Raw genomic sequence first — 23,985 nt, forward strand, 5'->3', positions numbered from 1 at the left:
CTGCTACTTGCACGTCGTGAATCTCTCGGGAGGCTTACAATCGGTTTGGAAAGCAAACTGATTGTGAGGTTGCATATGGTTGATGAGGACTTTGCCTGGCGGCTTGCGCAGGACCTTGTAAAGATTGACAGCTCAGACCCCGGCGCATATGAGGGCGAGATTGAGCACTTCATTAAGAGGCTCATTGAGCAGCAGCTAGCGCAGCTTGATAGTCCTGCGCTCGATGCTGTGCGGATTGAGGAGCTCGAAGTGCTCCCCGGGCGCCGCAACCTTATGATTACCGTGCCGGACGCGAGCGACGAGGCGCGGCTCGTCTACATCTGCCACATGGATACCGTCACCCTGGGAGATGGCTGGGACGCAGACATACCGCCGCTCGGGGCGACCGTGCGGGACGACAAGCTCTATGGCCGCGGCGCCTGCGACATGAAGGGCGGTCTGGCCTGCGCCATTGCCGCACTTATTCACACGTTTGAGCGTATTGCGGCGAAGGGCGCACTTCCCCACCGCGGCTTTTCGCTCATTTGCTCGGTTGACGAGGAGGACTTTATGCGCGGCTCCGAGGCGGCCATCGACGCCGACTGGGTCGGCTCGCGCGAATGGGTGCTGGATACCGAGCCCACCGACGGACAGATTCAGGTGGCGCACAAGGGGCGCACGTGGTTCGAGATCGACATGGCCGGCGTCACAGCGCATGCGAGCCAGCCGTGGAAGGGCGCCGACGCCGTCGCCGCCATGGCCGAGGTCGTCTGTGCGCTGCGCCGTGCGTTCGCGGCGCTGCCCGTACATGATGACCTGGGGCCTTCGACCGTCACATTTGGACAGATCGAGGGCGGCTATCGCCCCTATGTCGTGCCCGACCACGCCAAGGTCTGGGTCGACATGCGCCTGACCCCGCCGACCGATACGGCCGCCGCAATCAATATGGTCGAGCATGCCATCGCCGTCGCCGAAGCCGCCGTTCCCGGTTGCCATGGCAGCTACACCGTGACGGGCGACCGCCCCGCCATCGAGCGCGACCCGAACTCTCCCCTTCTAGCAGCGCTCAAGCGTGCCGCCGATGACGTGACGGACGCGGACACGACCGTCGGCTTCTTTACCGGCTACACCGACACCGCCGTCATTGCCGGCAAGACAGGTAACCGCAATTGCATGAGCTACGGTCCCGGGTCGCTCGCGCTCGCGCACAAGCCCAACGAATATGTGCCCCACGCCGACATCGTTCGTTGTCAGCAGGTGCTAATCGCGCTCGCCGATAACGTGCTCTGGGACGCGAGCGGCCAAGTTGGGGCATAATAAGCCGCGAACAAACCGACTCGTGCGTTAGGACCGCCCCATGAAAGCACTTCCGTTTCCCTGCATCCGCCCGGCTCAGGACCGCGTGCTCGAGGCACTGCCTGCAATGGGCAGCATCCTGAGCGGCAACGATGCTCTGCGCGGAGCCATTGCCGATGGTCTGATGCTCAAGGATCCAGGCGCGGCGTATTACGTGTACGAATGCTCGGGTGAGCCGGGACGCGTGACGGGTGTCGTGGCGATTTGCCCGGTTAACGTGCTGACGGGCGGCGACGAGGCTGCCGCCGAGAGCATCGACGCACTCGCCACCGCGCGCGCGATCGCCGAGCTCAAGGTGCAGCCGCGCCCCGTGTCGCTCGCCTACGAGGCGTCGCCCGTCATGGATATCATTTTGAGCGCTGCCAAAGAGGGCGCATCGCTCTACGCCGTCACCGATCCCGCGGGCGTCACACATCGCGTGTGGGAGGTCAAGCGCGAGGACGCCGTTGCCGCCATCCGTGCCATGCTCGATCAGGCGCCCGACCCGGTGTTCGCCGGTGACTCCGCCTATGTCGCCGCACTGGCTGGGGCATCGCAGATTCTGGCCGACGAGGCCCGCGCTGCCGGCGCCTACTCTGGCAAAGAGCCGTTCAACTTTGCTGTAGCCGTGCTGTTCCCCGCCGCGCAGGTCAGCGGCAGCGCGCCGCAGGTTCCGACGGGTCTGCTCACTCACCAGGTCTCACGGTTCTAGCGAACTCAAACGCTAAGCTGGAAAACCCAGCATCCAAACAAACAAGGGGCGGAGATGCAGCAAACGCATGCACCTCCGCCCTTTTCGCATCAAACAATTACGCCGGTAAACCGGGCCGCAACGTCAGCGTCATCCACGCTGCGGACCTGCCGCCGCCACGAGCGGCTCTAGCCCCAGCTCGCGCGCGTAGTCTTCCTGCGTAAAGACTTCGACCAGTTCAAACGTATCGGCCGCATCGTCAAACGCAAAATGCAGCACTGAGCAGTTGCCCGGCACGCGTTCGCGCTCGTCGGCCGCCGCGCCCCGCACGTGGTCCAAAAACTCCTTGATAGCTGAGCCATGACTTACCGCGAGCACGCACGTATGGTCCGGACGCTGCATAAGATCGGTCAGCGTCGCCACCATGCGCGTGCGCACCTGGATCTGGCCCTCGCCGCCAAATTGACGATAGAAATCGCGCCACGGGCGCTCGGGCATGAGCATCACGCGCTCGGCCTCAAAGTCGCCAAAGAACCACTCACGCAGGCCGTCCAGGCGCTCGTACGCCAAGCCCGGCCACAAGTTGGCGATAGTCTGCTCGGTGCGATGAAGCGTGGAGGTGTAGGCATGATCGGGCTCAATGCCGCGCGCACGTAAAAACATGCCGGCGCGCGCCGCCTGGTCGCAACCCAACTGCGTAAGCGGCGAATCACTCCACCCCTGAATGATACGCTTAAGGTTGAATATCGTCTGTCCATGACGGACCAGATACAGATCTTTATTCATAGGGGTCCTTTCGTTCGTTACCAACCCAAAAGCGAAAACGCCCCGTCGCAATAGCCAAAATGAAGCACGGCACCGTTGTCGGGCAGCTCTCCCCCGCCAGTCACATACTCAAGAAACTCCTGGCAGGCTGAGCCATGGGAAACCGCCAGCACGCAGTCGTGCTGCGGCCTGGCCATAATACGGGACAGCGCCGCGACCATGCGCGACTGAAGCTGCACTTCCGACTCGCCGCCAAAGGCAACAGGATAATCGCCCCAGGGCTGCGGCGGCATCTCGCGATTTGATGTGCCCTCCAGCGAGCCAAAATGCCACTCACGCAGGTCATCGACCAGCTCAATGGAACGGCCCTCGCCAACGATAAGCTCGGCCGTATGCCGCGCCCGGCCTAACGGCGAGGAATACACATGATCAAAGGCCACGCCACGCGCCGCAAACGCCGTACGCGCCGTCAGCGCCTGCTCGCGCCCGCGCGCCGTAAGCGGCGAATCGTGCCAGCCCTGCAAAATGCTCTGCACATTGAGCTCAGTCTGCCCATGCCGCACCAAATACAGATCTGCCACACACCCTCCCCTCGTACCACCACAAAGGGGACGGGTACCTTTGTGGTGGTTTACCGCCGGATCACACCGCGGTGACACTCAACTACACCAGCACGTCGGCGAGCGAACGCTTGGGTACGTGGTGCACCCGCGCCTCGTCGCGCCAATAATTGATGGAGCCGTCGGGATTGGAATCGATCGCATCGATCACCTGTGTCTCGGCCGGAACGCCAAACGCCATGATCAGCTTGAGCTCATACTTGTCGTTATCGAGCCCCATGGCATCGATCGCGCGGGGCGTAAAGGCCTTGAACATGCAGGCTGACACCTCGGGCGTGGCGCTGCGGGCGGCGAGCATCATCGTCTGCGCGGCAATGCCCGTGTCGACCTCGGTAATGGGAGCGGCAGGCTTGCCCGGAACGGCGCGCTCGGCCAAAATCGCGATATAGCCGGTCGGGCGCTCGCCCTCGGCAGGACCCGGCCAGTCCTTAAGCGCGCCGGCCCATGCAAGCTCATCAAATACGCGCGCGCAGTCCTCGGCACCGCTCACCACATGAAAACGCAGACGCTGAGCATTGGCGCCGCAGGGAGCCAGGTGCGCCAGTTCCGCCAGCTCAAGCAAAAACTCGCGCGGCACGCGCATGGACTCGTCAAAGCGACGGCACGTACGGGCACGACGGACCAGCGCATCAAACGCTTCCAGACCGAGCTTTTCGCAACCTTGCTTTGCCATCGATTCGACACTCGACGGTGCCTCGGGAACTGCTTCGTTCATAGGGACCCCCAATACAAGCCAATTGTCCTTAGGAAAATCTAACCTAAAACGTGGGCAATAACGAACAGGGCTGCAATGTTCTACACCTGTTGAATAGAAAATCGCGACGTGGGGAACAACGGAAACAATTCGGGACCTTTGGGTTACGTTTCGCCCTCCCCGACCCATACGCTAGCGCCTTTAAGCGTTACTGGTTGTAACGATCAAGGCTTACGCCGCACGGAAAGGAGACATTATGGGCATCTTTAAGAACGATGACCAAAAATCGAGCCAGTTTGGATTTGACGAGAAAAGCATGGCAGGCAAGGCCGTCAAGGCCGTGCGCTGGATTTACGCCATCACGGGCGTCTTGGCGCTCGTCGCCGGCATCGCACTGCTGTTTGCGCCCGCCAAATCCCTCGTCTTCCTGACGACCGTCTTGGGCATCTACTTTGTGATCACGGCCGCGATCAGGCTGTTTACCGCTGTTTTCGAGCCGCTGCTGCCCACCGGCTGGCGCGTTACGAGCATCATCTCCAACCTGCTCATCATTCTGGGCGGCGTCATAATCCTGCGCAACCAGGCCTTCTCGACCGCGACGCTCACCACGATGGTGGTTATCGTGGCCGGCTTTGGCTGGATTGTCGAAGGTGTCATGTCCATTCTGGAGTCCGAGCTTTCGTCCAACCGCGCCCTCGCCATCCTGAGCGGCGCACTTTCCATCATCGCCGGCATGTTCGTGTTTATCTATCCGCTGTGGTCGGCCAAGATGCTCGTCATCTTTAGCGGCGCCGCGCTGCTGGTGTTTGGCGTAACGCTGATTGTTCGCGCTATTCAATTTGGCAAACTGGTGCACTAGATGCCGCGAACGCTCTTTATTGATGCCGACGCCTGCCCGGTCACGCGCGAGTCGATTGACTGCGCGCGGCGGGCGGGCGTCGCCGTTGTTATCGCCGGCAACAGCACGCAAAACCTGGAACGGCACATTCGCCGCGACGACCCGCGCGATGCCGAGCACGCGCGACGCGGCTTTTGGGTCACGACGCTCGACGTGAGCGTGGGCGCCGACAGCGCCGACTTTGCCATTGTCGAACGCCTGCAGGCGGGCGACGTGGTCGTGACGCAGGACATTGGCTTGGCGAGCATGGTGCTCGGGCGCGATGCCGCCGCTATCGGTGTGCGCGGGCGCGTCTACGACAAAGCAACCATCGACATGCAGCTGTTTATTCGCCACGAGGAAAAGAAGGTGCGCCGCGCCGGCGGACGCACTCGCGGGCCGGCGGCATTTACCAGCGAAGACCGCGCCCGCTTTAAACGCAACCTCACCGAGCTGCTGCGCTAACCAAGGTAGATTTTTGGGACATGTCCGGAAATCTACCTTTTTGTTTTGAGCGGTGTGAGCGCTCGGAATCCATGGCTCAACAAAAAACGGGCTTCAAAATGCCATGCGTCGCCGCATTGCGCAGGCGCTGAGCATGGCTATTTGAAGCCCATTTTTTAGGCCCACTTAGAGGCCAACGGCGGAGAGGATGAGGCCCCAGCCAGCGCCGATGACGTACATCATGATCAGGAACACGGCATTTTCGCGGGCGCTGCGGTTGGTGCGGAACAGCACCAGATAACCCACGCCGGCGGAAATGAGCGTGCCGGCGAGCATCGGCGCCAGTTGCAGCGCGCCTTCCAGATACAGCTGTGTAATGACCACGCTCGCCGAGCAATTGGGAATCAGCCCGACAAGCGCCGAACCCAGGACAGCGAGTGTCTCGTTGCCGCGCAGGAACTGCTCGATCGCGGACTCGCCGAACGTCTCGAGCACGGCGACCAGAATCAGCGTCACCAGAAAAATGAATACCGAGACCTGCACGGTGTGCGAGATCGCACTGCGGATGATCGACAGGACAGGCGTCCCTTCGTGGGAGTGAGAGTGACCGTGACCATCATGGTGTTCATGTTCGCCCTCATGACCGTGATCGTGGCCATGTCCGTGTTCGTGCTCGTCCTCGTCTTCATCACAACCGCAATGGTCGCGCTCGCACAGCTCGTGGATGTGGTCGGCGCTCACGCCTGCCTCGGCCACCTCGTCGATGATGTCACCGCCGCTGTGGTCGTCGTGCGCGCAGTTCACGTGGGCCGGGTTGGCCGCGGTTCCCAGCACGGTACGGCGAATCGCCGCGTGCGCGCGGGCGTTACGGCGCAGGCCGCGAATGGCAGCGTCCACGATAAAACCCGTGACCAGTGCGATCAGCGCTTTCGAAGCCAAAAGCATCGCCATAGTCTGCACGGGAACCTGCTCGGCAAGCAACAGCGGCAGCATCTCATCGGAGGTCGAAAGGAACACCGCCACCAACGTGCCCAAGGTCACGACACGGCCGGCGTACAGCGTTGCTGCCATGGCCGAAAATCCGCACTGCGGCACCATGCCCAGCAGCGAGCCAACCACGGGACCCGCAGCGCCGGCGCGCTTGATAGCGCCGTTGACGCGGTCGCCCGCAACGTGCTCAAGTGTCTCGAGAGCAAGATACGTCACCAACAAAAACGGCACCAGCGACAGCGTGTCCTTGCCGGCGTCGAGCAGAATATCAATCAGTAAATCCATGACGGATGGAACCTTTCGTGTCTTTCGGCAGCATTGTAAAAGTCCTAGCGGTCAACTAGGGTATTGTAGTTGTCCCGGGCGCGGTGCCAATAGTTGCCTATGGTAAACTATCATCTCGCCATAACTCAGTAACCTCGAGCCGCACAACGCGGCCCGTCCAAGGAGTAGCATATGAACGTATCGCAAGCACTCGAATACGAGCGCCAGCCGTTTATCCCCATGTTTATCTACGGCGACCACGGCGCCATGGAGTCCGAGCGCCAGAAGGGCGAGGAGGCCCTCAAGGTGCTCGAGACCGAGTACTTTACCGCCGAGGGCGACCCCGGCTTCGACTTTGCCACCGTGCGCGACCTGGCCGACCGCAACCGCGACCTGTGCGACCAGATTGGCGAGGCGCGTCTGCGCAACGTGACGCCCGCGACGCTCTCGCGCGGCCTGTCCGATGCCGACACCTGCGCCGCCATCGGCAAGATGCAAAAGCGCACCGCCGCGTCCGTTATGCGCGAAATCCGCGGCGACCGCGACGCGCTCGGCGTGGCCTACGCCCGCAAGCCCATCCAGGGCACCGTGCTCGGTATCGACATCGAGACCACCGGCCGTGCACCCGAGCGCGGCTATATCATCAACGTGGGCTGGGAGATCATGGAGCTCACCAGCGACGCCGTCCCGCATGACGCCGAGGCACACTACTGCGGCCTGCCCGACATCTACCGCGGCGAAGATGTGCCGCTGTCGAATATCCACCACATTACCTGGGACGACATCGACGGCAAAACGCCCTTCCGCGAGAACAAGGAGCTGCAAAAGCAGCTGCTCAAGCTTATGAAGAAGTACCCGTACATGGCGCATAACGCCGCCTTTGAGGACAGCTGGTTCAAGATTCACCTGGACGGTTACGCCGAGGCACGCCGCGCGGGTAAGATCATCGTCATCGACTCGCGCCAGATCTGCCGCAGCCTGGACGCCGACGTGCGCTCGCTCCCCCGCGAGTCCGCCCCCGCCGCGCTCGAGAACTGGGCACGCCGTCGCGGCACCCTCGCGCCCGACGCCAACGAGCAGCATCTGGGTCTGGACGACACCGACCTCATGCTCCGCACGGTACAGGCCGAGTTCAACCTCAAGAACCTGTTTGCGAAATAACCGATCCATCTGCGGGAGCGCCTGCCAGGCACAGTGCAATCCGTCTGGACGCACCGGCACGCAGTAAACTAGGGCGCAGTCTTATGGCTGCACCCTAGTTTTAATCAAAACGAGCAAATACGCATGCTTCACATAGTCGGCAGATTGGCCCACCTACTTTTTTCGAGTTGTTCGGCCAGCTGAACCACTAGTCGAGGCCCCTTGAACCGCAATCGAGCGCTATAGTCGCCCCAATTTCGCAACCAAGCCCTATAAATCTACCTGAATCAATTCGAATAAGACGTTGCGATCACACCATTCGTATAGGATAAGGCCGAATAACTCAAATTATGTTGGTGAGGCATCTGAGCGGTCGGCAAAAACGCTTAGAAGCTACGAATCCGCAACTAAAGTTCACCAAAATGGGGCAGCCGACAGAAACCTCCCCAGCCGAAGCTGCCCCCCCTCAATACGACAGCTCAAAAACCCACCGTTCGCAGAAGATAAGCCGCGCCCCAATACCGTTGCCCGAAGTTTCGAGCGTATATGGCGTCCGCTATGCCATCATGCGCGTATGGGAATCGTTCTGTCACATACCACGGCACGCGCTGTATACCAAACAGTCAACTCGCTCGCAAGCCACGCGACCGATCCCATATCTATGGAAAAGATCAAGGTGTCTGCGCCGACCACGTCCAACCTGGAAGCGGCGCGAGCATGGCTCAACAGAAAGAATGTCGATTCTGAAAGCATCCATGTGCTGACGTTTTCCAATAATGCCAAAAGGCACCGCAAGGGCTGCATCTGCCACTGCACGCGCTATACGTTTGATGCAGAAAGCTACCTAGAACTCGAGCCGAACGTCTACATCGTCGACATCAAGCTGTGCGCGTTAGAAGCAACAGCCGACCTCAACCTTTCGGAGCTCGTTGAGTATTACTTTGAAATCTGCGGCTCCTACGCGCTTGGAACGTCCGACGAAACTCAATATCGCGAGCGCCCAGCCCTAACCAGCGTTGAAGAGCTCAGAGCCTTCTTTTCAGAGGCATCGGGGTATCGTGGATCTAATAAAGCACTTAAGGCACTTTCTTATGTACGCGAAGGCTGTCGCTCCCCACTCGAAACGGCGTTTGTCATGATGCTGACAATGCCCAAGTCAATGGGTGGCTTAGCCATACGCGCTATCAAAACGGACTATCCGATCCCAGTCCCCAAAAGATACGCCGCCCTAACGCGACGGACGGTTTTCTACCTCGACGCGCTGCTCGAAAATTCGATGACCGATATCGAATACAACGGCTTTTACCACGACGAGCCCGAACAGCAATCAATTGACGAGGAACGCCGAAACACGCTGCGAAACATGGGATATGCCGTTATCACAGTTAGTCGTCATTCGTTTTTCAAGCAGTCCGCTTTTAGGCGGGTCATGGAAGCGATTCGCATTCGCGAGAAGATATGGCCCGGTCGACTCCCGGATAACTTCGCCATCCTGCAAGAAACTCTTCGTCAATTTGTCTTGCGGCGCTACTTCGAATACGGTCGCCGCGTCCTGGAGACACTCAAAGAAGAAGAGGCCGCCAAGCGCGAAATTGCAAGCCAATATCCGCAAGCTGATGACCCGAGCATCAACGATGTGCCAGAACCCGACGACATGCAACACGTCGGGGCCCTTGCTGAGGAAATCAATGGGCCTTGGGAATGCGACATGTTCGCAAAAATCGATGAAAACCGCACGGAAGACGACACGATTATTGATCTAATTGAGAATTCGCTCTTCTAAAGGCGATCTCTGCGGATGTCCACCTACATTTTTCGACTTATTCGGCCACCGATGTGCCAGATTGGCTGCAGCAATGCTCAATATAACTTTAGATAAAACTGATTCTGCAGGAACTCCCGTAGAGGAAGAACTGATTCTCGCGGTATTTAACACGATAAAGTACAAATATGAACAGTTCTAATGCTTCTCAAGGTGGCTTTCTTAGCATGCTGGCCGAACATCTCGAAATATGTTGGCGAGCATTGCGTCGATGTCTCCCAACCCGCAGAAAATCGCAGAGGCGGCAAGCAGTCATCGAAATTAACGTAAATAGTATTGACATATGAACATGCGCTCATATAATCGGAAGTAAGTTATATGAGCGCATGTTCATATGAAAGGATGTTGCAATGAGCAGCCACGCTGATGAAACAAAGACTGGCATCGAGGCCACCGAGCTGATCGTCCCCACCACCTGCTCGCCCGAGGACCTTCCCGACGAGGAGCTGTTGTACGACCTGGCCGACCTGTTCAAGGTCTTCAGCGACACCACACGCATCAAGATCCTCTATGCCCTCATGGGCCGCGAGCTCTGCGTGGCTGACATCGCCGAAGCGACCGCAACCTCGCAGTCGGCAGTATCGCACCAGCTGCGCACGCTTAAGCAGTCGCACCTGGTCAAGTTCCGCCGCGACGGCCGCAACATTCTCTACTCGCTCGCCGACGATCACGTCTACACCATGCTTAACCAGGGCATGAGCCATATCTGCGAATAGCAATCAACCACGGTATCAGCGCGGCCGGCACCCAGACCGCTAACACAGGGAAAGGAACCCACCATGAAAAAGCAGTTCAAGCTCGACGAGATCGATTGCGCCAACTGCGCGCGCGAGCTTCAGGACGAACTTGCCAAGCTCGAGGGCGTCAAGTCCGTTTCGGTCAACTTTATGACCCAGAAGCTGACGCTCGAGGCCGACGACGCCAAGTTCGACGAGGTCCTGGACCGCGTCGTTGAGTTCACCGCCGACGCCGAGCCGGACTGCGAGATCATTCTCTAACCCGCGCATACGTTGACCTGCGAGGCCGCGCTTGCCGCGGCCTTTGCTCGCGAAATTATATGAGCGAGTGTTCATAAACTCAAATGAGAGGTTTGAATCATGACAGCCGCCGATCCCAAAAAGAAAAAGAAGAAGCGCAAGAAGAGAGAGTCCCTTGAGCATAAGCGCAACCGCATCCTGGTAGCACTGGGCATTTTTGCCGTTGTTTATGCCCTCGACGAGCTCGGCGCCCTCACTATCGCATTTGGGGAGCCCGGCAACATCTACGCCAGCTTTGTGCTGTTCCTCGTGCCGTTTTTGATTGCCGGCTACGACGTACTGCAAAAGGCATTCAATAACATCCGCCGCGGCAAGGCCTTCGACGAGAGCTTCCTCATGGCCGTCGCGACCATCGGCGCGTTTGCCATGGTGCTCTTCCCCGACACCGACCCGCACATGGCCGAAGGTGCCGCTGTCATGCTGTTCTACCAGGTCGGCGAGTTGTTCCAGGCATACGCCGTGGGCAAGAGCCGCAAGTCGATCAGTGCCATGATGAACATCGCGCCCGACTACGCTAACGTCGAGCAAGCCGACGGCACACTCGAACAGGTCTTTCCCGATGACATCGCCGTCGGCACCGTGATCGTGGTCAAGCCCGGCGAGCGCGTGCCTATCGACGGCGTCATCGTCGAGGGCGAAACCCAGCTCGACACCGCCGCACTCACGGGCGAGTCGGTCCCCCGCCCGGCCAAGACCGGCGACGATATCATCAGCGGTTGCATCAACATGACGGGCCTCATCCACGTGCGCACCACCAAGCCCTTTGGCGAGTCAACCGTCGCGCGTGTTCTGGAGCTCGTGGAGAATGCCAGCGAAAAGAAGGCGCGCACCGAGAACTTCATCACGCGCTTTGCCCGCGTCTACACCCCCGCCGTCACTGGCGCTGCCGCGGTGCTCGCGCTTGGCGGCGGCCTGGTGACTGGCGCTTGGTCCGATTGGATCCTGCGCGGCCTGACCTTCCTGGTCGTCAGCTGCCCGTGCGCCCTCGTGATCAGCGTACCGTTGAGTTTCTTTGGCGGCATCGGCGGCGCGTCCAAGCTGGGCGTTCTCATCAAGGGCTCCAACTACCTCGAGACGCTCGCCGACGTGGACACCATCGTCTTCGACAAAACGGGCACCCTCACCAACGGCACGTTCTCAGTCGTCGCGGTGCACCCCGAGGCTGGCTATACCGAGCAGTCGCTGCTCGAAGTCGTAGCCCTTGCTGAGTCGTTCTCCGATCACCCCATCGCGCAGTCCGTGCGCGACGCCTACCAGGGCGAGGTCGACCCCAAGCGCGTGAGCGACTCCGCCAACGACGCGGGCCACGGCGTGACGGCAACCATCGACGGCAAGCACGTCGTCGTTGGCAACGCCAAGATGCTCGGCGCGGCCGGCGTTGAAGCACCGGACTGCGAGGTTGTCGGCACGATCCTCCACGTGCTCGTTGACGGCGTGTACGCCGGCCACATCGTGATTGCAGACACCGTTAAGGCCGATGCGGAGCAAACGATTCGCGACCTGCATGCCGCCGGTATCAACCGCACCGTCATGCTCACGGGCGACCGCGAGGAGGTTGCAGCGTCTGTGGCCAAGCAACTCGGTCTCGACGAGTTCCACGCGCAGCTCCTGCCGGGCGACAAGGTCGAGCGCGTTGAGGCACTACTCGCGGCCGAAAGTGGCAAGGGCAAGCTCGCCTTTGTCGGCGACGGTATCAACGACGCGCCTGTGCTTACGCGCGCCGATGTGGGCATTGCCATGGGCGCCATGGGCTCCGACGCCGCGATCGAGGCCGCCGACGTGGTGCTGATGGACGACAAGCCGTCCAACATTTCCCGCGCGATCCGCGTGGCGCGCAAGACCATGTCGATTGTTTGGCAGAACATAATCTTTGCGCTGGGCATTAAGCTGCTGATCCTTGTGCTGGCAGCGCTGGGTATCGCCAATATGTGGCTTGCCGTCTTTGGCGACGTAGGCGTGGCGATCATCGCCATCCTGAACGCCATGCGCGCGATGGGTGTCAAGAACCTGTAGCTTGTACTCGGACGGTCCCGGCAGGGATGTCCCCTCCAAAACGTCCTCGGCAAATGTGGCCCCGTTGTCCTGCTCCTACGGGGCTATAGACAACGGGGCCACTTGCGGAATGTTTTGGAGGGGACATCCCTGCCGGGACCTGCGGCAACATCGCCGGTGGTTCTTGGGCATCGCTTGCTGGCGGGGTTCCTTGGCTGAGTTAGACTTGGTTGATGGGGTTACTGATCCCGGTCGCCGTCCCGGCCCAGCATTGCCCTTAGCTTCTCAAAGCTTTCCTCGCTTAGGCAGTGCTCCATGTGGCAGCCCTCTTGCGAGGCAACCTCTGCCGAAACGCCTGCGTCCTCGAGCAGCCCCACAAAAAAGCAGTGGCGCTCCCACATTTGGCGAGCGACCTCCAGACCACGCTCCGTCAGATGAACGTCGCGCTTGCCCATTTCGACATAGCCGTTGCTTTCCAGCGTCGCCATGGCCTTGGAAACGCTCGCCTTGGTCACGCCCAGGTATTCGGCGACGTCGATTGAGCGCACCGTGCCTTGGCGCTGCGACAGAACGTAGATCGATTCGAGATAGTCTTCTCCGGATTCACGTAGGGCCATGGGCCGCCTTTCGCGATGATTGCTAGTTAGCCTTCTGATACTTTCCTTGGCTTACTTTACCGCAAAAGTTGACCATGTCTTACTGCATTGACCAAAAAGTTAGCCGCGTTTCACAAAACGTGCGGGACGAAAACAAAATGGGAACGCCCCGCAAGGAGTGTCCCCAGCTGCCGGCAGATAAGGAGCGTCCCCAAGTGCCGGGTCGCAGCTACACGAGGCCAAAGTGCTTCGCGGCGTTGTAGATGCCGTCGTCATCCACGGCGGTCGTTACGTAGGTCGCTGCGGCCTTCACGGTCGCCTGCGCGTTGCCCATTGCCACACTTGTGCCCACGGCCGAGAACATCGACAGGTCGTTCTCGCCGTCGCCAAAGGCAATCGCCTCGCTCGCGTCGATGCCCAGGCGCTCCAGCGTCGCCGCCACACCCAGGTCCTTGCCGCCGTTTGCCGGAATAATGTCGCAGAACAGATCGCACCAGCGCGTAGCGAGCGAATGCGACACCGCATCGGTCACGATATGCTCGTCGGCCGGGTCCACAAAGGCGCAGAACTGGTAGACCGGTGCGTCAAAGGCGCGCTCAAACGGTTCCTCGTGGTAGACGATCCCCGCGTTGTTGCCGGCCGTCACCACGCGCTCGGACAGGCGGTTCACAAACGAGTTCTCGCCCTGCATACACAGCGAGTCGTAGCGTCCCTGCGCCACCTGGTCCACGATCACCGCAACGTCGTCCGGATCGATCGGGCAGCTGCGGTAAACCCCCTCGGCATCAAAGCAGTGCTGGCCCGAGAGCGTAATGTACGCATCCCAACCCAATTCGAACAGCCAATCGGGCATCTGATAGGTCGGGCGACCCGTGGCGATCACGCACGCAATCCCCTGCTCATGAAAGCTGTCGAGCACCTGCTGCGCCGACGCCGGAATCCGATGGGTCTTAAAGCTCAGCAACGTGCCGTCGATATCGAAAAACGCGGCCTTGATCATCCTCGCCTACTCCTCGCCCTCGAGCCTCTCGCTCGCCTCGAGCCACGCCATCTCCAACTCGTCCATGGCGGCGTGGGCCTCGTCGATCTTTGTCTGCTGCTCGCCCAGCGCCGTGTAGTTGGTGGGGTCGACCTGAGCCATCGCGGCCTCGGCCTCCTCCACGCGGGCGCGCTGCGTCTCCATTTTGCGCTCGAGCGAGCTCACCTCGCGGCGGAGCTTCTGGCGCTCGGCATTGGAAAGGCCATTGGGCTGGCCGCTCGACTTGGGCTTTTCGGCTGCAACCGCCGCGGCGCCGGTGTCGAACGTGCCGGTCTTGGCACTCGGCGCGCCCACGGGCTCGCCCTCGGCCGTGGCGTTGCACAGGCGCAGGTACTGGTCGACGCCGCCGGGCATATGCGTCAGATGACCGTCAAGCAGTGCCCACTGCTGGTCGGTCACGCGCTCCATCAAGAAGCGGTCGTGCGTCACCAGGATCAGCGTGCCCGGCCAGCCGTCGAGCAGGTCCTCGACAATCGCCAGCATGTCGGTATCCAAGTCGTTGCCCGGCTCGTCCAGGATAAGCACGTTGGGCTCGTCCAGGATCGTCAGCAGCAGCGACAGGCGACGGCGCTGGCCGCCCGAAAGATCGCCGATGCGGCTCCAGAGCTGCTGCGTCGTAAAGCCCAGGCGCTCGCAAAGCTTCTCGGGCGAGGTCTCCTTGCCGTCGATGACGTAGTACTTCTTATAGTTGCTGAGCACCTCGCGTATCGTATCGCCCATAGAGGGCTCGAGCTCCTCGAGCTGCTGCGACAGCACGCCAAAGCGCACCGTCTGGCCAATCTTCACACGGCCGCGCAGGGGCGCGATCTTGCCCTGAATCACGTCAAGCAGCGTGGACTTGCCGGCGCCGTTCTCGCCCAAAAGACCATAGCGGTCGCCCGCACCGATGAGCCAGGTCACGTCGGAGAGCACCTGCTTGGGCGCGCCGTCGGTATCCACATAGCCGGCGTCCACGTCGACCACGTCGATAACCTGCTTGCCTAGGCGGCTCACCGCCAGGCGCTTGAGCTCCAGCTCGTCGCGCACAGGCGGCACGTCGGCAATCAGCTCGCGAGCGGCATCCACGCGAAACTTGGGCTTGGTGGAACGCGCCTGGGCGCCGCGGCTTAGCCACGCGAGCTCCTTGCGCGCCATGTTGCGACGGCGCTCCTCGGTAACCGCGGCCATGCGATCGCGCTCCACGCGCTGCAGGATGTAGGCCGAGTAGCCGCCCTCGAAGGGGTCGACTTGGCCGTCGTGGACCTCCCACATGCTGGTGCAGACCTCGTCCAAGAACCAGCGGTCATGCGTGACCACGAGCATGGCGCCCTGACCGCGCTGCCAGCGGGCCTTTAAGTGACGCGCGAGCCAGTTGATGGTGCGCATGTCCAGGTGGTTGGTGGGCTCGTCGAGCATGAGCACGTCGTAGTCGCCGATCAGCAGGCGCGCAAGGTCCACGCGACGGCGCTGACCGCCCGAAAGCTCGCCCACCGTGCCCTCCCAGGGCACATCGCTAATGAGGCCAGCCAGGATCTGGCGCGTGCGGGGGCTCGAGGCCCACTCGTACTCGGGCGTGTCGCCCACAACGGCATGATGTACGGTATCGGTGTCGACAAGCTGGTCCTTTTGGCCGAGCAGTCCGATCGTGGTGCCGCGGCGGTGCGTCACGCGTCCGTCGTCGGGTTCCAGCGTGCCGGCGAGCACGCTCAGCAGCGTCGACTTGCCGTCGCCGTTTTTACCGACAATACCAATGCGGTCGCCCTCGCCCACGCCGAGCGTCACGCTATCGAAAATATGCTTGGTGGGAAACTCTAGGCTGATGGAATCGCATCCCAAAAGAATCGCCATATGCCCTGCTCCTTCGTAGAAATTCAACGTTGTCCATGATAGCAGCGAGCCCCACCCCAAACCACCACGAAGGTGCCTGTCCCCTTTGTGGTGGTCGTTTCGGTCGCAGAGCAAAAGGCGGGCCATCTCGCAAAAGAGATGACCCGCCTCTCCAATCAGTCCCGCGGCGACCGTGGCCGTCGCGGGCCTCAAGCATGTCCCGGACTAGGAGAACATGCCGGTGAGGTAATCATTCAGCCGCTTATCCTTGGGCCGTTGGAAAATCTCGTCGGTCTCTTCGTACTCGACCATATCGCCCATGTAGAAGAACGCCGTGCGATTGGACACGCGCGACGCCTGCTCCATGTTGTGCGTCACGATGACGATGGCGCGGTCGACAACGATCGATGACATCAGGTCCTCGATCGCCAGCGTCGAAATGGGGTCGAGCGCCGAACAGGGCTCATCAAACAGGATCACGTCGGGGTTGAGCGCCAGCGTGCGCGCGATGCACAGGCGCTGCTGCTGACCGCCCGAAAGCGCGTAGGCGCTCTTGTCGAGTTTGTCTTTGACCTCGTCCCACAGCGCCGCGCCGCGCAAGCTCTCCTCGACCATGCGATCGAGCTCGTCGCGGTCGGTGATGCCGTGACGCTTGGGCGCAAACGTGATGTTGTCGCGAATGGACTTGCGGAACGGGTTGGGCTGCTGGAACACCATGCCGATGGAACGGCGCAGCTCGTACGTGTTCTCGGTCTTGGTGTTCACGTTGCGGCCGCGGTAGTTGATCTCGCCCTCCACGCGACAGCCGCGAATCTCGCGATTCATTAGGTTGAGGCTGCGCAAGAAGGTCGACTTGCCGCAGCCCGAAGGCCCGATGAGCGCCGTGATCTCGCCCTTGTGAAAGTCGAGCGACGTATTGTGCAGCGCATGGTGATCGCCATAGTACACGTTGACGTCCTTGGTGGAGAGCACGACCTCGTCGTTCACGGCCTTGCCGCTCACACGCACGTGCTTTTCGCTTTGCCCCACGCTCGACAGAAAGTCCTGGGTCTCGGACGTGGCCGCTTCGGTTGCGGGCGTTGTATTCATCTCGCTCATTCGGCCGTCATCCTCCTTGCCAGTTGCTTGCCCACGATACGGGCGATTACGTTAAACAGCAGCACGCAGATCATCAGCAGCGCCGCGGTACCCCAAACGATCTGCTGGGCCTCGGGGCTGCCCTCGCCATAAATCTTGTAGATGTGCACGGCGAGCGACTCACCGGGACGGAACACGTTCCAGGCGCAGGTGGGGCTCGACAGGTTAAAGCTCAAGAAGTTCAGACGCACCGGCGAGCTCATGCCCGAGGTAAAGAGCAGCGCCGCGGCCTCGCCAAACACGCGGCCGGCCGAAAGCACGATACCGGTCACGATGGCGGGCATGGCCTCGGGGATCAGGATGTGCAGCGTGGCCTCCCAGCGGGTGAGGCCCATAGCCAGGCACGCATCGCGCTGGGCCTGCGGCACGTCCTCGAGCGCCTGCTGAATCACGCGCACCAGGATGGGGATGTTGAACATGGTGAGCGCAACGGCGCCGGAGATGATGGAGTACTTCCAGCCCAGCTGCACCGAGAACACCAGAAAGCCGAACATGCCCACGACGATGGAGGGCAGCGAGGACAGCGTCTCGATGGCGGTCGAGGCGATGTCGCGGATGGGTCCGTCGGGCGCGTACTCGACCAGGAAGACCGCGCCGCCCAAGCTGATGGGCACCGAGATGACCAGGGTGATCAGCAGCAGATAGAACGAGTCGAACAGCTGGTAGAGCACGCCGCCCTGGGTTCCGTTGGCACGCGCGGGCTGCGTGAGGAAGCCCGGCTTAAGCAGCGTCGAGATGCCCTCGAACAGGATGTAGGCCACCATGGAAACGACGATGAGCATGACGATGGCGGCGATCGCCGTCAGCACGCCCGTGGCGATGCGGTCCTGTTTTTGGACACGCCCGAGTCTCGCCTCGTCGATATGGATGCGCGTGCTAGCCACGAGCCTTCGCCCCCTTGCGGCCGATAAGGTGGATGATCAGGATAAAGATAAGGCTCATGCCCATCAGCAGCAGACCGAGTGCCCACAGAACGTCGTCCTGGGCCGAACCCTCGGCATAGACCGCCATGGACGTGGTGAGCGTGGTGGTGATGGTCGACGCTGGCGACAGCAGCGACATCGGCATGGCCTCGATACCGCCGATAACCATGCGCACGGCAAGCGTCTCGCCAAAGGCGCGGGTCATACCCAGGATGACTGCGGTCATGAGCGACGGCATGGCGGACTTGAGCACCACGTGCCAGATGGTCTGCCAGCGGGTGTAGCCCAGCGCGAGCGAGCCCTGACGGTAACTGTCGGGCACGGCGCGCAGGCCATCGACCGAAAGCGTGGTCATCGTCGGCAGAATCATGACGGCCAGCACGATGGCGCCGGGCAGGATGCCCAGGCCCGTGCTCACGTGGAAAACGCTCTTCATAAGGCCGACGACCACGTGAAAACCGATCAGGCCAAAGACGACCGAGGGAATGCCGGTCAAAAGCTCAATGAGCGGCTGAAAGACCTTGGAGCCAAACTTGGGTTGGATCTCGACCGCAAAGATGGCAGAACCGATGGCGATGGGCAGCGCGATGAGCGTGGAGAGCACCATGACCGCAAACGAGGTGACGATCAGGGGCAGGGCGCCGGTATAAGGCAGGCCGTTTTCGGCTGTGTTGGCCAGGTCCCACTTGGTACCGGTGAAGAACTCGACGATCGAGACGCCGTCCTTAACAAATGCCGAGAGGCCCTTTTGGGCGACCATAAAGATGAGCGCGGCAACGACAAGCGTCACGAGCGCTACGCACGCGCCCGTGACGACTAGGCCCACGTTCTCAAGGTCGCGCTTTGGCAGCTGTTTTGCCATTGCAAACCTTTCCGGGGGCGATTACTTATTTAGAGGAGACCTTGCCGCTGGCGTCCTTGACGACCTTCATGGCAGAGACGGGGATAAAGCCCTGCTCCTCGACGAGCTTGCCCTGGACGTCGTCGGAAAGCATGAACTCCAGGAAGGCCTTGGTAGCCTCGTCGGCGTCCTTAGCGCAGTACATGTGCTCGGTCGCCCAGATCTTGAAGGAGTCGTCGGTGACGTTTGTGCTCTTGGGCTCCACGCCCTCGACCTTGATGGCGTTGAACTTGGAGTCATCGAAGTGCGAGAAGTCCAGGTAGGAGATGGCGTTGTCGGTGCTGCCCATCTGAGTCTGGACGTCGCCGGACTTGTCGAGCTCGGCGTCGCCCTTAAAGTCGACGGCCTCGTCGCCAAAGACGGCGGCCTCGAAGGTGGCGCGGGTGCCGGAGCCGGCCTTGCGGTTGAGAACGACGATGGTAGCGTCGTCGCCGCCGACCTCCTTCCAGTTGGCGATCTGGCCGGAGAAGATGCCCTTGAGCTGCTCGAGGGACAGGTCGTCGACCTTCACGTTCTTGGAGACGACGGGGCCCATGCCCACGACGGCAACCTCGTGGTCGACGAGGTTCTTGACCTGATCGGCCTCGAGCTTGGTCTCGGCGAAGACGTCGGAGTTACCGATGGTAACGGTGCCGGCGGCGACAGCGGTCAGGCCCTTGCCCGAACCGTTGCCCGAACCGGAGACGGAGACGTCGGGGTTGGCATCCATGAACTTCTCGGCAGCGGCCTCGACGAGAGCCTGGAACGAGGAGGCGCCGTCGTAGGTCACCTCGCCCGAGACGGACTCGGCAGCAGCGGCGCTACCCTTGCCGGCGGCGTCGGATTCGCCGGAGCCGCCGCAACCAACGAGACCGAGACCGACGATGCTGGCAAGACCACCAGCGAGGCCGAGGAACTGACGACGAGAATAAGCCTGATCGAGCATGATCTTCCTTTCATACATGCGACTCGCGGACACCCTGCCCGCTTTGCTGTTTGGAAAGATACGGCCTCGATCGAGCAGCGCCCGCGTCAGCTGCGCTTTATTACGGGCATCTGATAGACCCTTACCGCAAGCGCGGCAGGGCTTTACAAACGAATAACAATCCCGCCGACAAGCATGACCCGCCTTTTACACCAAATGATCCGTTTTCCTCCGTCCCCAAGGGATCATTTTCAGAAAGAGGACGGCATAGACCTTCTGGTCATGCCGTCCTCTTCGAAAGACAGGTTGTCACCCTGGCGTTCGCGTAACCTTAAAGCTCCAGCTCGTTCAAGCGCAGGATTGCGACGATATAAATCTTGAGCGCCTGCTTGAGCTGCTCTTCGTTGGCGCACTCGTTGGGGCCGTGCATCTGGCCGCCCCATGGGGGCAGCTCCAGGCCGGTCTCCTCGGGGCCAAACGAGACGGCGCGGGCAAAGTTGCGTGCGTACGTGCCACCGCCCATGGCGAAGGGCTCGACATGCTTGCCCGTAAACTCGTTATAGGTATCGATAAGCGCCTTCACAGCCGGATCGTCGGCAGAGACCGAGAACGGCACCTTTGCGCGATCCACGCGATACGTCACGCCAAAGCGGCCCACAAGTGGCTCGAGCTGCTCGCGGATGGTATCGGCGCTCGTGCTGTCGGGGAAACGCACGTCAATGACCTGCTCAATGTGGCCATCCACCACGCGGATGACGCCGGGGTTGCACGTGAGCGGGCCAAACGCCGCGTTCGTCGCATCGATACCCAGGCCGCGGCCATAGGCATCCGCATGCACAAAGGCCAGGAACTTGACGAACTCGTGCTCGGCAGGCGTCAGCAGGCGCTCGTCACGGGCACCAAACGCATCCTCGGCCTCGCGCAGATACGCCACGATGAGGCCGACGGCATTGATCGTTCCCTCGGGCATCGAGGCATGACCGCCAATGCCGTGGGCAAAAATCTGCGCATGCCCGTTATCGAGCGCCGTGATCTCCAGGCGGCCGGCATTCTCAACGGGCGCCGGCAGTTCATCGGCGGCAATCGCAAGCTCGCAGATAGACTGCGACGGAATGGCGTTGCTCGCCTCGGCACCGCTCCAGGACACAATGCGCCCGCCGTCGATCTTGGAACTCACAAACGTCGCCCCAAACTGGCCCTTCTCGGCATTACAGACCGGGAACTCGGCATCGGGTGTAAACAAAAAGTCGGGGTCTGCGTGGTTCTCCAGATAATGGTGAACGTCGGACATGCCCACCTCCTCATCGCAGCCCAGCAGCGCGCGGAAGGTGTAGCGCGGGGTAATACCGTGCTTGAGCAGATAGGCGCCGGCGTAGAGCGACAGCACGGCAGGACCCTTGTCGTCGATAACGCCGCGGCCGAGCAGCCAGCCCTCGCGACGCTCCATCGCAAACGGGTCGGTGTTCCAGCCGGGGCCTGCGGGCACCACGTCCACATGGCAAATGGTCGCGAGCTGCTTGTCGCCGCGGCCAGGGATATCGGCAATGCCCACATAACCCTCGTCGTCGCTCGTCTGGTAGCCGAGCTTTTGCGCAATGCCGAGCGCGCAATCGAGCGCGTCACGGACTGGACGGCCAAACGGCGCGCCGGGCTCCGCATTGGCAGAAACCGCCACGGACGGATAGCTCACCAGACGCTCGATATCGGCGACGACATCTTCCCAAACCTCGTCGACATACTCGGCAACGCTCTGCTCCACCTGATTCATGGACGACCTCCTTACCAATGAGCGGCGAGCGTGCCCGCCCCTCACATCACATACTTATATAGCGAAAAGTTTAGCAAGCTCGGCCACCGAGTGCACCACCGCATCGGCGCCCGCGGCCTCATGCTCACCCGGCGCCGCCGCGCCCGAATAGATGCCGATGCACGGCACGCCCATTGCGTGCGCGCCCTCCACATCGTTAAAGCGATCGCCGATCATCACGGCATCGTCCGCCGTCGCACCGAGCGCCGCCAGGGCATCGCGGACCGAATCGGCCTTGGTCTCGCGTCCCTGCGGCGGATTCATGCCAACCACTGCCTTAAACTGAGAAAGCCCCAGCTCGCCCACCATGTCGATGCACTTTGCCTCCATGCGCGACGTCGCCACGGCCAAGCGATGCCCCTGGGCGGCCAACCCATCCAGCAGCTCGGAAATTCCATCGAACACAGGGTACTCTTCCGGTCCCAGCTCATCAAAAAAGGCACGGTACTCGTCGGCCACCACAAGCGACTCCTCGCGCGAGAAGCCATAAAAGTCGTGAAAGCTCTTCCACAGGGGCGGCCCAATCATGCGGCGCAGATCACCCATCTGCGCCTCCGAAAACCCGCGCACAGCCAGCGTCTTGCGCGTCGAGGTCATCACCGCCCGGCCTGTATCGGCCACCGTGCCATCGAAATCAAACAGCACAACCGACCGCTTGCATATCTCCAGCTGCTCCACTGGCACCCTCTCTTCCCCAGTTGACGATTTCCACACCGACACTTCAAACTGTTGACTATTCAACAATTGAACCTAGTAATGTGGAACGACTCTACTATACTTGTCGCACTTTGCTCTCAGAAGGCGGCGCGCAAGCGCCCCAACGAAAGGTGCAATTATGTCTTTTGCCATCATAACCGACTCCACGTCGGACATCTCCCCCGCTCGTGCTCAAGAGCTCGGCATTTACGTGATTCCGCTGCATGTGATTATCGAGGGCGAGGACCTGCTCGACCAGGTGCAGATTACCGCCGAGGAATACATCGCCCGCATGGCTGGTTCCGAGCAGTTGCCGCACACATCGCAGCCGAGCGCCGGCGAGTTCAAGGCGCTCTTTGACCGCGTGCGCGCCGACGGCCATGATAGCGCCATCTTTATCTCGCTATGCAGCGAGTGGTCTGCCTGCTATGCCAACGCCAGCCTGACGGCCGAGACCCACGAGCTCGACGTGCGCTGCATCGATTCGCGCACCGGTTCGGGCGCCGAGGGTCTGCTGGTGGAGTACGCGCTCGCCATGCGCGAGGACGGCCGCAGCCTGGACGAGACCGAGGCGCAGATCCGCGCGACGCTGCCCGATGCACACCTGCTACTGATTCCCCGCACACTCGAGAACCTCGTTAAGAACGGCCGCGCGCCCAAACTCGCCGGCCAGCTCACGCAGATGTTCAACATTCGCCTGGCCGTTTCGCCGGAGTGGAAGTCAGGCGAAATCAAGGCCATCAAGAAGGGCCGCGGTGCCAAGCGCATCGTTGCGAACACCATGGCTGACTGCCTCGAATTTTTGACCGAGCACCCGGGCTCCAGCGTGCGCGTGCTCACGACCGGTGCTGCCGAGGAGCAGGAGCTCGTTAACCAAGCGCTCGCAGGCCAGAACTACGTAGACGCCGGCACCGGCCCCATCGGCTGCACCATCGCCACCCACGTAGGCGTCGACGCCATCGCCATCAGCTACTGTCCCCGCTACCAACCTGCCAATTAGGGACAGGTTTATTTTGGCAGGTTTTATCTGGGCAAACGTTAAACGGTAACAAAGGCTTGCCTGGCAAGATCGGACATGCCAAAGCCGTCGAACAACCGAAGTACACCCAGCCACAACAAAGCCATCACGCCGACGCGCCGCAACTCAAGGCGCGCCGGCGTCTTTTTAGGAGTCGCGGCGGAAAAGGGGCCGTTTTAGCCAAAAGGCCGCGAAACGCTTCCCATTACGCCGCAACTTCATTGCCGCCCAACCAGCTAATCGAGAAATTGGCGGCGATCGATGCTTTGTCCAACCCCCTTGCGATACCCTCTGGGCAAAAAATGGCAAATATGAGTACTGTTACCAGTTTAGTAACAGCGAAATCTGGCTGAATTTGCCATCTTCCGCCAATTCCGAGCGTCATAAAGTCCCGAATCGCCATGTTTAGAGGGTTGATTCTATCCAATCCGAATCGATTGGTCTTAAATACTTTCCAGATGATATGTTACTGCTCAAACCACAGTACTCATATTTGCCATTTTTTGCC

23 protein-coding genes are annotated in these 23,985 nt (G+C 61.0%); 10 read left to right on the plus strand and 13 right to left on the minus strand.

Translation table 11 applies throughout. The features are described 5' to 3' along the window. Nucleotides 1-75: 75 nt before the first annotated feature. Complete coding sequence (locus DW112_RS00330) at nt 76-1,296, plus strand: M20 family metallopeptidase (RefSeq protein ID WP_117637783.1); 1,221 nt, start codon at nt 76-78, stop codon at nt 1,294-1,296. A gap of 40 nt (nt 1,297-1,336) precedes the next feature. After that, nucleotides 1,337-2,026 carry a DUF1015 family protein gene (locus DW112_RS00335; RefSeq protein ID WP_117637782.1) on the plus strand — a complete coding sequence of 230 codons (690 nt, stop codon included), beginning with the start codon at nt 1,337-1,339 and terminating at the stop codon, nt 2,024-2,026. A 129-nt stretch (nt 2,027-2,155) separates the two neighbouring features. Here DW112_RS00335 and DW112_RS00340 read toward each other — a convergent pair whose 3' ends face one another. From DW112_RS00340 to DW112_RS00350, 3 genes are all read right to left on the minus strand, one after another. Continuing rightward, nucleotides 2,156-2,791, minus strand: coding sequence for a histidine phosphatase family protein (locus tag DW112_RS00340; protein ID WP_117563979.1), 636 nt, complete (start codon nt 2,789-2,791; stop codon nt 2,156-2,158). Between the two features lie 17 nt (nt 2,792-2,808). After that, nucleotides 2,809-3,351, minus strand: a complete 543-nt coding sequence (locus DW112_RS00345) for a histidine phosphatase family protein (RefSeq protein WP_055252053.1) — start codon at nt 3,349-3,351, stop codon at nt 2,809-2,811. Between the two features lie 82 nt (nt 3,352-3,433). After that, nucleotides 3,434-4,105, minus strand: coding sequence for a nitroreductase family protein (locus DW112_RS00350; protein ID WP_199410655.1), 672 nt, complete (start codon nt 4,103-4,105; stop codon nt 3,434-3,436). Between the two features lie 235 nt (nt 4,106-4,340). Between DW112_RS00350 and DW112_RS00355 the strand changes: the two genes are divergently transcribed. Together DW112_RS00355 and DW112_RS00360 are read left to right on the plus strand one after the other, a co-directional pair. Continuing rightward, on the plus strand, nt 4,341-4,943 hold the full coding sequence (locus tag DW112_RS00355; RefSeq protein ID WP_118328113.1) for an HdeD family acid-resistance protein: 603 nt from the start codon (nt 4,341-4,343) through the stop codon (nt 4,941-4,943). Next, the gene (locus tag DW112_RS00360; protein WP_006235439.1) at nt 4,944-5,426 is read left to right on the plus strand and encodes a DUF188 domain-containing protein; all 483 of its coding nucleotides are present in this window, start codon (nt 4,944-4,946) and stop codon (nt 5,424-5,426) included. It begins immediately after the preceding gene. A gap of 165 nt (nt 5,427-5,591) precedes the next feature. Here DW112_RS00360 and DW112_RS00365 read toward each other — a convergent pair whose 3' ends face one another. Next, nucleotides 5,592-6,680: a putative manganese transporter gene (locus DW112_RS00365; protein ID WP_055252059.1), complete on the minus strand. Its 1,089-nt coding sequence runs from the start codon at nt 6,678-6,680 to the stop codon at nt 5,592-5,594. Between the two features lie 171 nt (nt 6,681-6,851). On the opposite strand from DW112_RS00365, the gene DW112_RS00370 reads away from it, so the two are divergent. The 5 genes from DW112_RS00370 (at nt 6,852) to DW112_RS00390 (ending at nt 12,671) form a co-directional block, all read left to right on the plus strand. After that, nucleotides 6,852-7,820: a 3'-5' exonuclease gene (locus DW112_RS00370; RefSeq protein ID WP_117766893.1), complete on the plus strand. Its 969-nt coding sequence runs from the start codon at nt 6,852-6,854 to the stop codon at nt 7,818-7,820. Between the two features lie 640 nt (nt 7,821-8,460). Next, complete coding sequence (locus DW112_RS00375) at nt 8,461-9,582, plus strand: hypothetical protein (RefSeq protein ID WP_118094647.1); 1,122 nt, start codon at nt 8,461-8,463, stop codon at nt 9,580-9,582. 389 nt (nt 9,583-9,971) lie between these two features. Beyond that, the gene (locus tag DW112_RS00380) at nt 9,972-10,337 is read left to right on the plus strand and encodes a helix-turn-helix transcriptional regulator (protein ID WP_117637779.1); all 366 of its coding nucleotides are present in this window, start codon (nt 9,972-9,974) and stop codon (nt 10,335-10,337) included. A 63-nt stretch (nt 10,338-10,400) separates the two neighbouring features. Continuing rightward, nucleotides 10,401-10,619 (plus strand): cation transporter, encoded by a 219-nt coding sequence (locus DW112_RS00385; RefSeq protein ID WP_089572082.1) that lies wholly within the window; start codon nt 10,401-10,403, stop codon nt 10,617-10,619. Between the two features lie 99 nt (nt 10,620-10,718). Then, a complete protein-coding gene (locus DW112_RS00390; protein ID WP_233545828.1) occupies nt 10,719-12,671 on the plus strand; it encodes a heavy metal translocating P-type ATPase in 1,953 nt (650 codons plus the stop codon). 218 nt (nt 12,672-12,889) lie between these two features. Here DW112_RS00390 and DW112_RS00395 read toward each other — a convergent pair whose 3' ends face one another. The 9 genes from DW112_RS00395 to DW112_RS00435 all read right to left on the minus strand — a co-directional run bounded on the left by DW112_RS00395 (nt 12,890) and on the right by DW112_RS00435 (nt 22,441). After that, complete coding sequence (locus tag DW112_RS00395; protein ID WP_118065083.1) at nt 12,890-13,267, minus strand: metal-dependent transcriptional regulator; 378 nt, start codon at nt 13,265-13,267, stop codon at nt 12,890-12,892. Nucleotides 13,268-13,475: 208 nt separating this feature from the next. Beyond that, nucleotides 13,476-14,246 (minus strand): Cof-type HAD-IIB family hydrolase, encoded by a 771-nt coding sequence (locus tag DW112_RS00400; protein WP_118328114.1) that lies wholly within the window; start codon nt 14,244-14,246, stop codon nt 13,476-13,478. A 6-nt stretch (nt 14,247-14,252) separates the two neighbouring features. Further along, nucleotides 14,253-16,112 carry an ABC-F family ATP-binding cassette domain-containing protein gene (locus DW112_RS00405; RefSeq protein ID WP_118328115.1) on the minus strand — a complete coding sequence of 620 codons (1,860 nt, stop codon included), beginning with the start codon at nt 16,110-16,112 and terminating at the stop codon, nt 14,253-14,255. 204 nt (nt 16,113-16,316) lie between these two features. Further along, nucleotides 16,317-17,189: a phosphate ABC transporter ATP-binding protein PstB gene (pstB, locus tag DW112_RS00410; RefSeq protein WP_118328116.1), complete on the minus strand. Its 873-nt coding sequence runs from the start codon at nt 17,187-17,189 to the stop codon at nt 16,317-16,319. Further along, entirely contained in the window at nt 17,186-18,112 is a 927-nt protein-coding gene (gene pstA / locus DW112_RS00415) for a phosphate ABC transporter permease PstA (RefSeq protein ID WP_118328117.1), read from the minus strand. The genes pstB and pstA overlap by 4 nt, the downstream gene beginning before the upstream one ends. Further along, nucleotides 18,105-19,013, minus strand: coding sequence for a phosphate ABC transporter permease subunit PstC (gene pstC / locus DW112_RS00420; protein ID WP_118328118.1), 909 nt, complete (start codon nt 19,011-19,013; stop codon nt 18,105-18,107). The genes pstA and pstC overlap by 8 nt, the downstream gene beginning before the upstream one ends. 25 nt (nt 19,014-19,038) lie before the next feature. Beyond that, the gene (locus DW112_RS00425) at nt 19,039-19,977 is read right to left on the minus strand and encodes a phosphate ABC transporter substrate-binding protein (protein ID WP_118328119.1); all 939 of its coding nucleotides are present in this window, start codon (nt 19,975-19,977) and stop codon (nt 19,039-19,041) included. Between the two features lie 310 nt (nt 19,978-20,287). Then, nucleotides 20,288-21,724 carry a M20 family metallopeptidase gene (locus DW112_RS00430; protein ID WP_118065089.1) on the minus strand — a complete coding sequence of 479 codons (1,437 nt, stop codon included), beginning with the start codon at nt 21,722-21,724 and terminating at the stop codon, nt 20,288-20,290. A gap of 54 nt (nt 21,725-21,778) precedes the next feature. Further along, nucleotides 21,779-22,441, minus strand: a complete 663-nt coding sequence (locus DW112_RS00435) for an HAD hydrolase-like protein (RefSeq protein WP_233545829.1) — start codon at nt 22,439-22,441, stop codon at nt 21,779-21,781. A gap of 157 nt (nt 22,442-22,598) precedes the next feature. Here DW112_RS00435 and DW112_RS00440 point away from each other — a divergent pair, with 157 nt between their 5' ends. After that, nucleotides 22,599-23,459, plus strand: coding sequence for a DegV family protein (locus tag DW112_RS00440; protein ID WP_118328120.1), 861 nt, complete (start codon nt 22,599-22,601; stop codon nt 23,457-23,459). Nucleotides 23,460-23,985 lie beyond the last annotated feature (526 nt).

The organism is Collinsella sp. AM09-41, from assembly GCF_003473245.1.
GTDB lineage: Bacteria > Actinomycetota > Coriobacteriia > Coriobacteriales > Coriobacteriaceae > Collinsella.

Excerpts from the sequence above, each read along its gene's own strand:
- DW112_RS00330 (WP_117637783.1), top strand. The coding sequence starts at position 76 with ATGGTTGATGAGGACTTTGCCTGGCGGCTTGCGCAGGACCTTGTAAAG.
- DW112_RS00335 (WP_117637782.1), top strand. The coding sequence starts at position 1,337 with ATGAAAGCACTTCCGTTTCCCTGCATCCGCCCGGCTCAGGACCGCGTG.
- DW112_RS00340 (WP_117563979.1), bottom strand. The coding sequence starts at position 2,791 with ATGAATAAAGATCTGTATCTGGTCCGTCATGGACAGACGATATTCAAC.
- DW112_RS00350 (WP_199410655.1), bottom strand. The coding sequence starts at position 4,105 with ATGAACGAAGCAGTTCCCGAGGCACCGTCGAGTGTCGAATCGATGGCA.
- DW112_RS00355 (WP_118328113.1), top strand. The coding sequence starts at position 4,341 with ATGGGCATCTTTAAGAACGATGACCAAAAATCGAGCCAGTTTGGATTT.
- DW112_RS00360 (WP_006235439.1), top strand. The coding sequence starts at position 4,944 with ATGCCGCGAACGCTCTTTATTGATGCCGACGCCTGCCCGGTCACGCGC.
- DW112_RS00365 (WP_055252059.1), bottom strand. The coding sequence starts at position 6,680 with ATGGATTTACTGATTGATATTCTGCTCGACGCCGGCAAGGACACGCTG.
- DW112_RS00370 (WP_117766893.1), top strand. The coding sequence starts at position 6,852 with ATGAACGTATCGCAAGCACTCGAATACGAGCGCCAGCCGTTTATCCCC.
- DW112_RS00375 (WP_118094647.1), top strand. The coding sequence starts at position 8,461 with ATGGAAAAGATCAAGGTGTCTGCGCCGACCACGTCCAACCTGGAAGCG.
- DW112_RS00380 (WP_117637779.1), top strand. The coding sequence starts at position 9,972 with ATGAGCAGCCACGCTGATGAAACAAAGACTGGCATCGAGGCCACCGAG.
- DW112_RS00385 (WP_089572082.1), top strand. The coding sequence starts at position 10,401 with ATGAAAAAGCAGTTCAAGCTCGACGAGATCGATTGCGCCAACTGCGCG.
- DW112_RS00390 (WP_233545828.1), top strand. The coding sequence starts at position 10,719 with ATGACAGCCGCCGATCCCAAAAAGAAAAAGAAGAAGCGCAAGAAGAGA.
- DW112_RS00395 (WP_118065083.1), bottom strand. The coding sequence starts at position 13,267 with ATGGCCCTACGTGAATCCGGAGAAGACTATCTCGAATCGATCTACGTT.
- DW112_RS00400 (WP_118328114.1), bottom strand. The coding sequence starts at position 14,246 with ATGATCAAGGCCGCGTTTTTCGATATCGACGGCACGTTGCTGAGCTTT.
- DW112_RS00405 (WP_118328115.1), bottom strand. The coding sequence starts at position 16,112 with ATGGCGATTCTTTTGGGATGCGATTCCATCAGCCTAGAGTTTCCCACC.
- pstB (WP_118328116.1), bottom strand. The coding sequence starts at position 17,189 with ATGAGCGAGATGAATACAACGCCCGCAACCGAAGCGGCCACGTCCGAG.
- pstC (WP_118328118.1), bottom strand. The coding sequence starts at position 19,013 with ATGGCAAAACAGCTGCCAAAGCGCGACCTTGAGAACGTGGGCCTAGTC.
- DW112_RS00425 (WP_118328119.1), bottom strand. The coding sequence starts at position 19,977 with ATGCTCGATCAGGCTTATTCTCGTCGTCAGTTCCTCGGCCTCGCTGGT.
- DW112_RS00430 (WP_118065089.1), bottom strand. The coding sequence starts at position 21,724 with ATGAATCAGGTGGAGCAGAGCGTTGCCGAGTATGTCGACGAGGTTTGG.
- DW112_RS00440 (WP_118328120.1), top strand. The coding sequence starts at position 22,599 with ATGTCTTTTGCCATCATAACCGACTCCACGTCGGACATCTCCCCCGCT.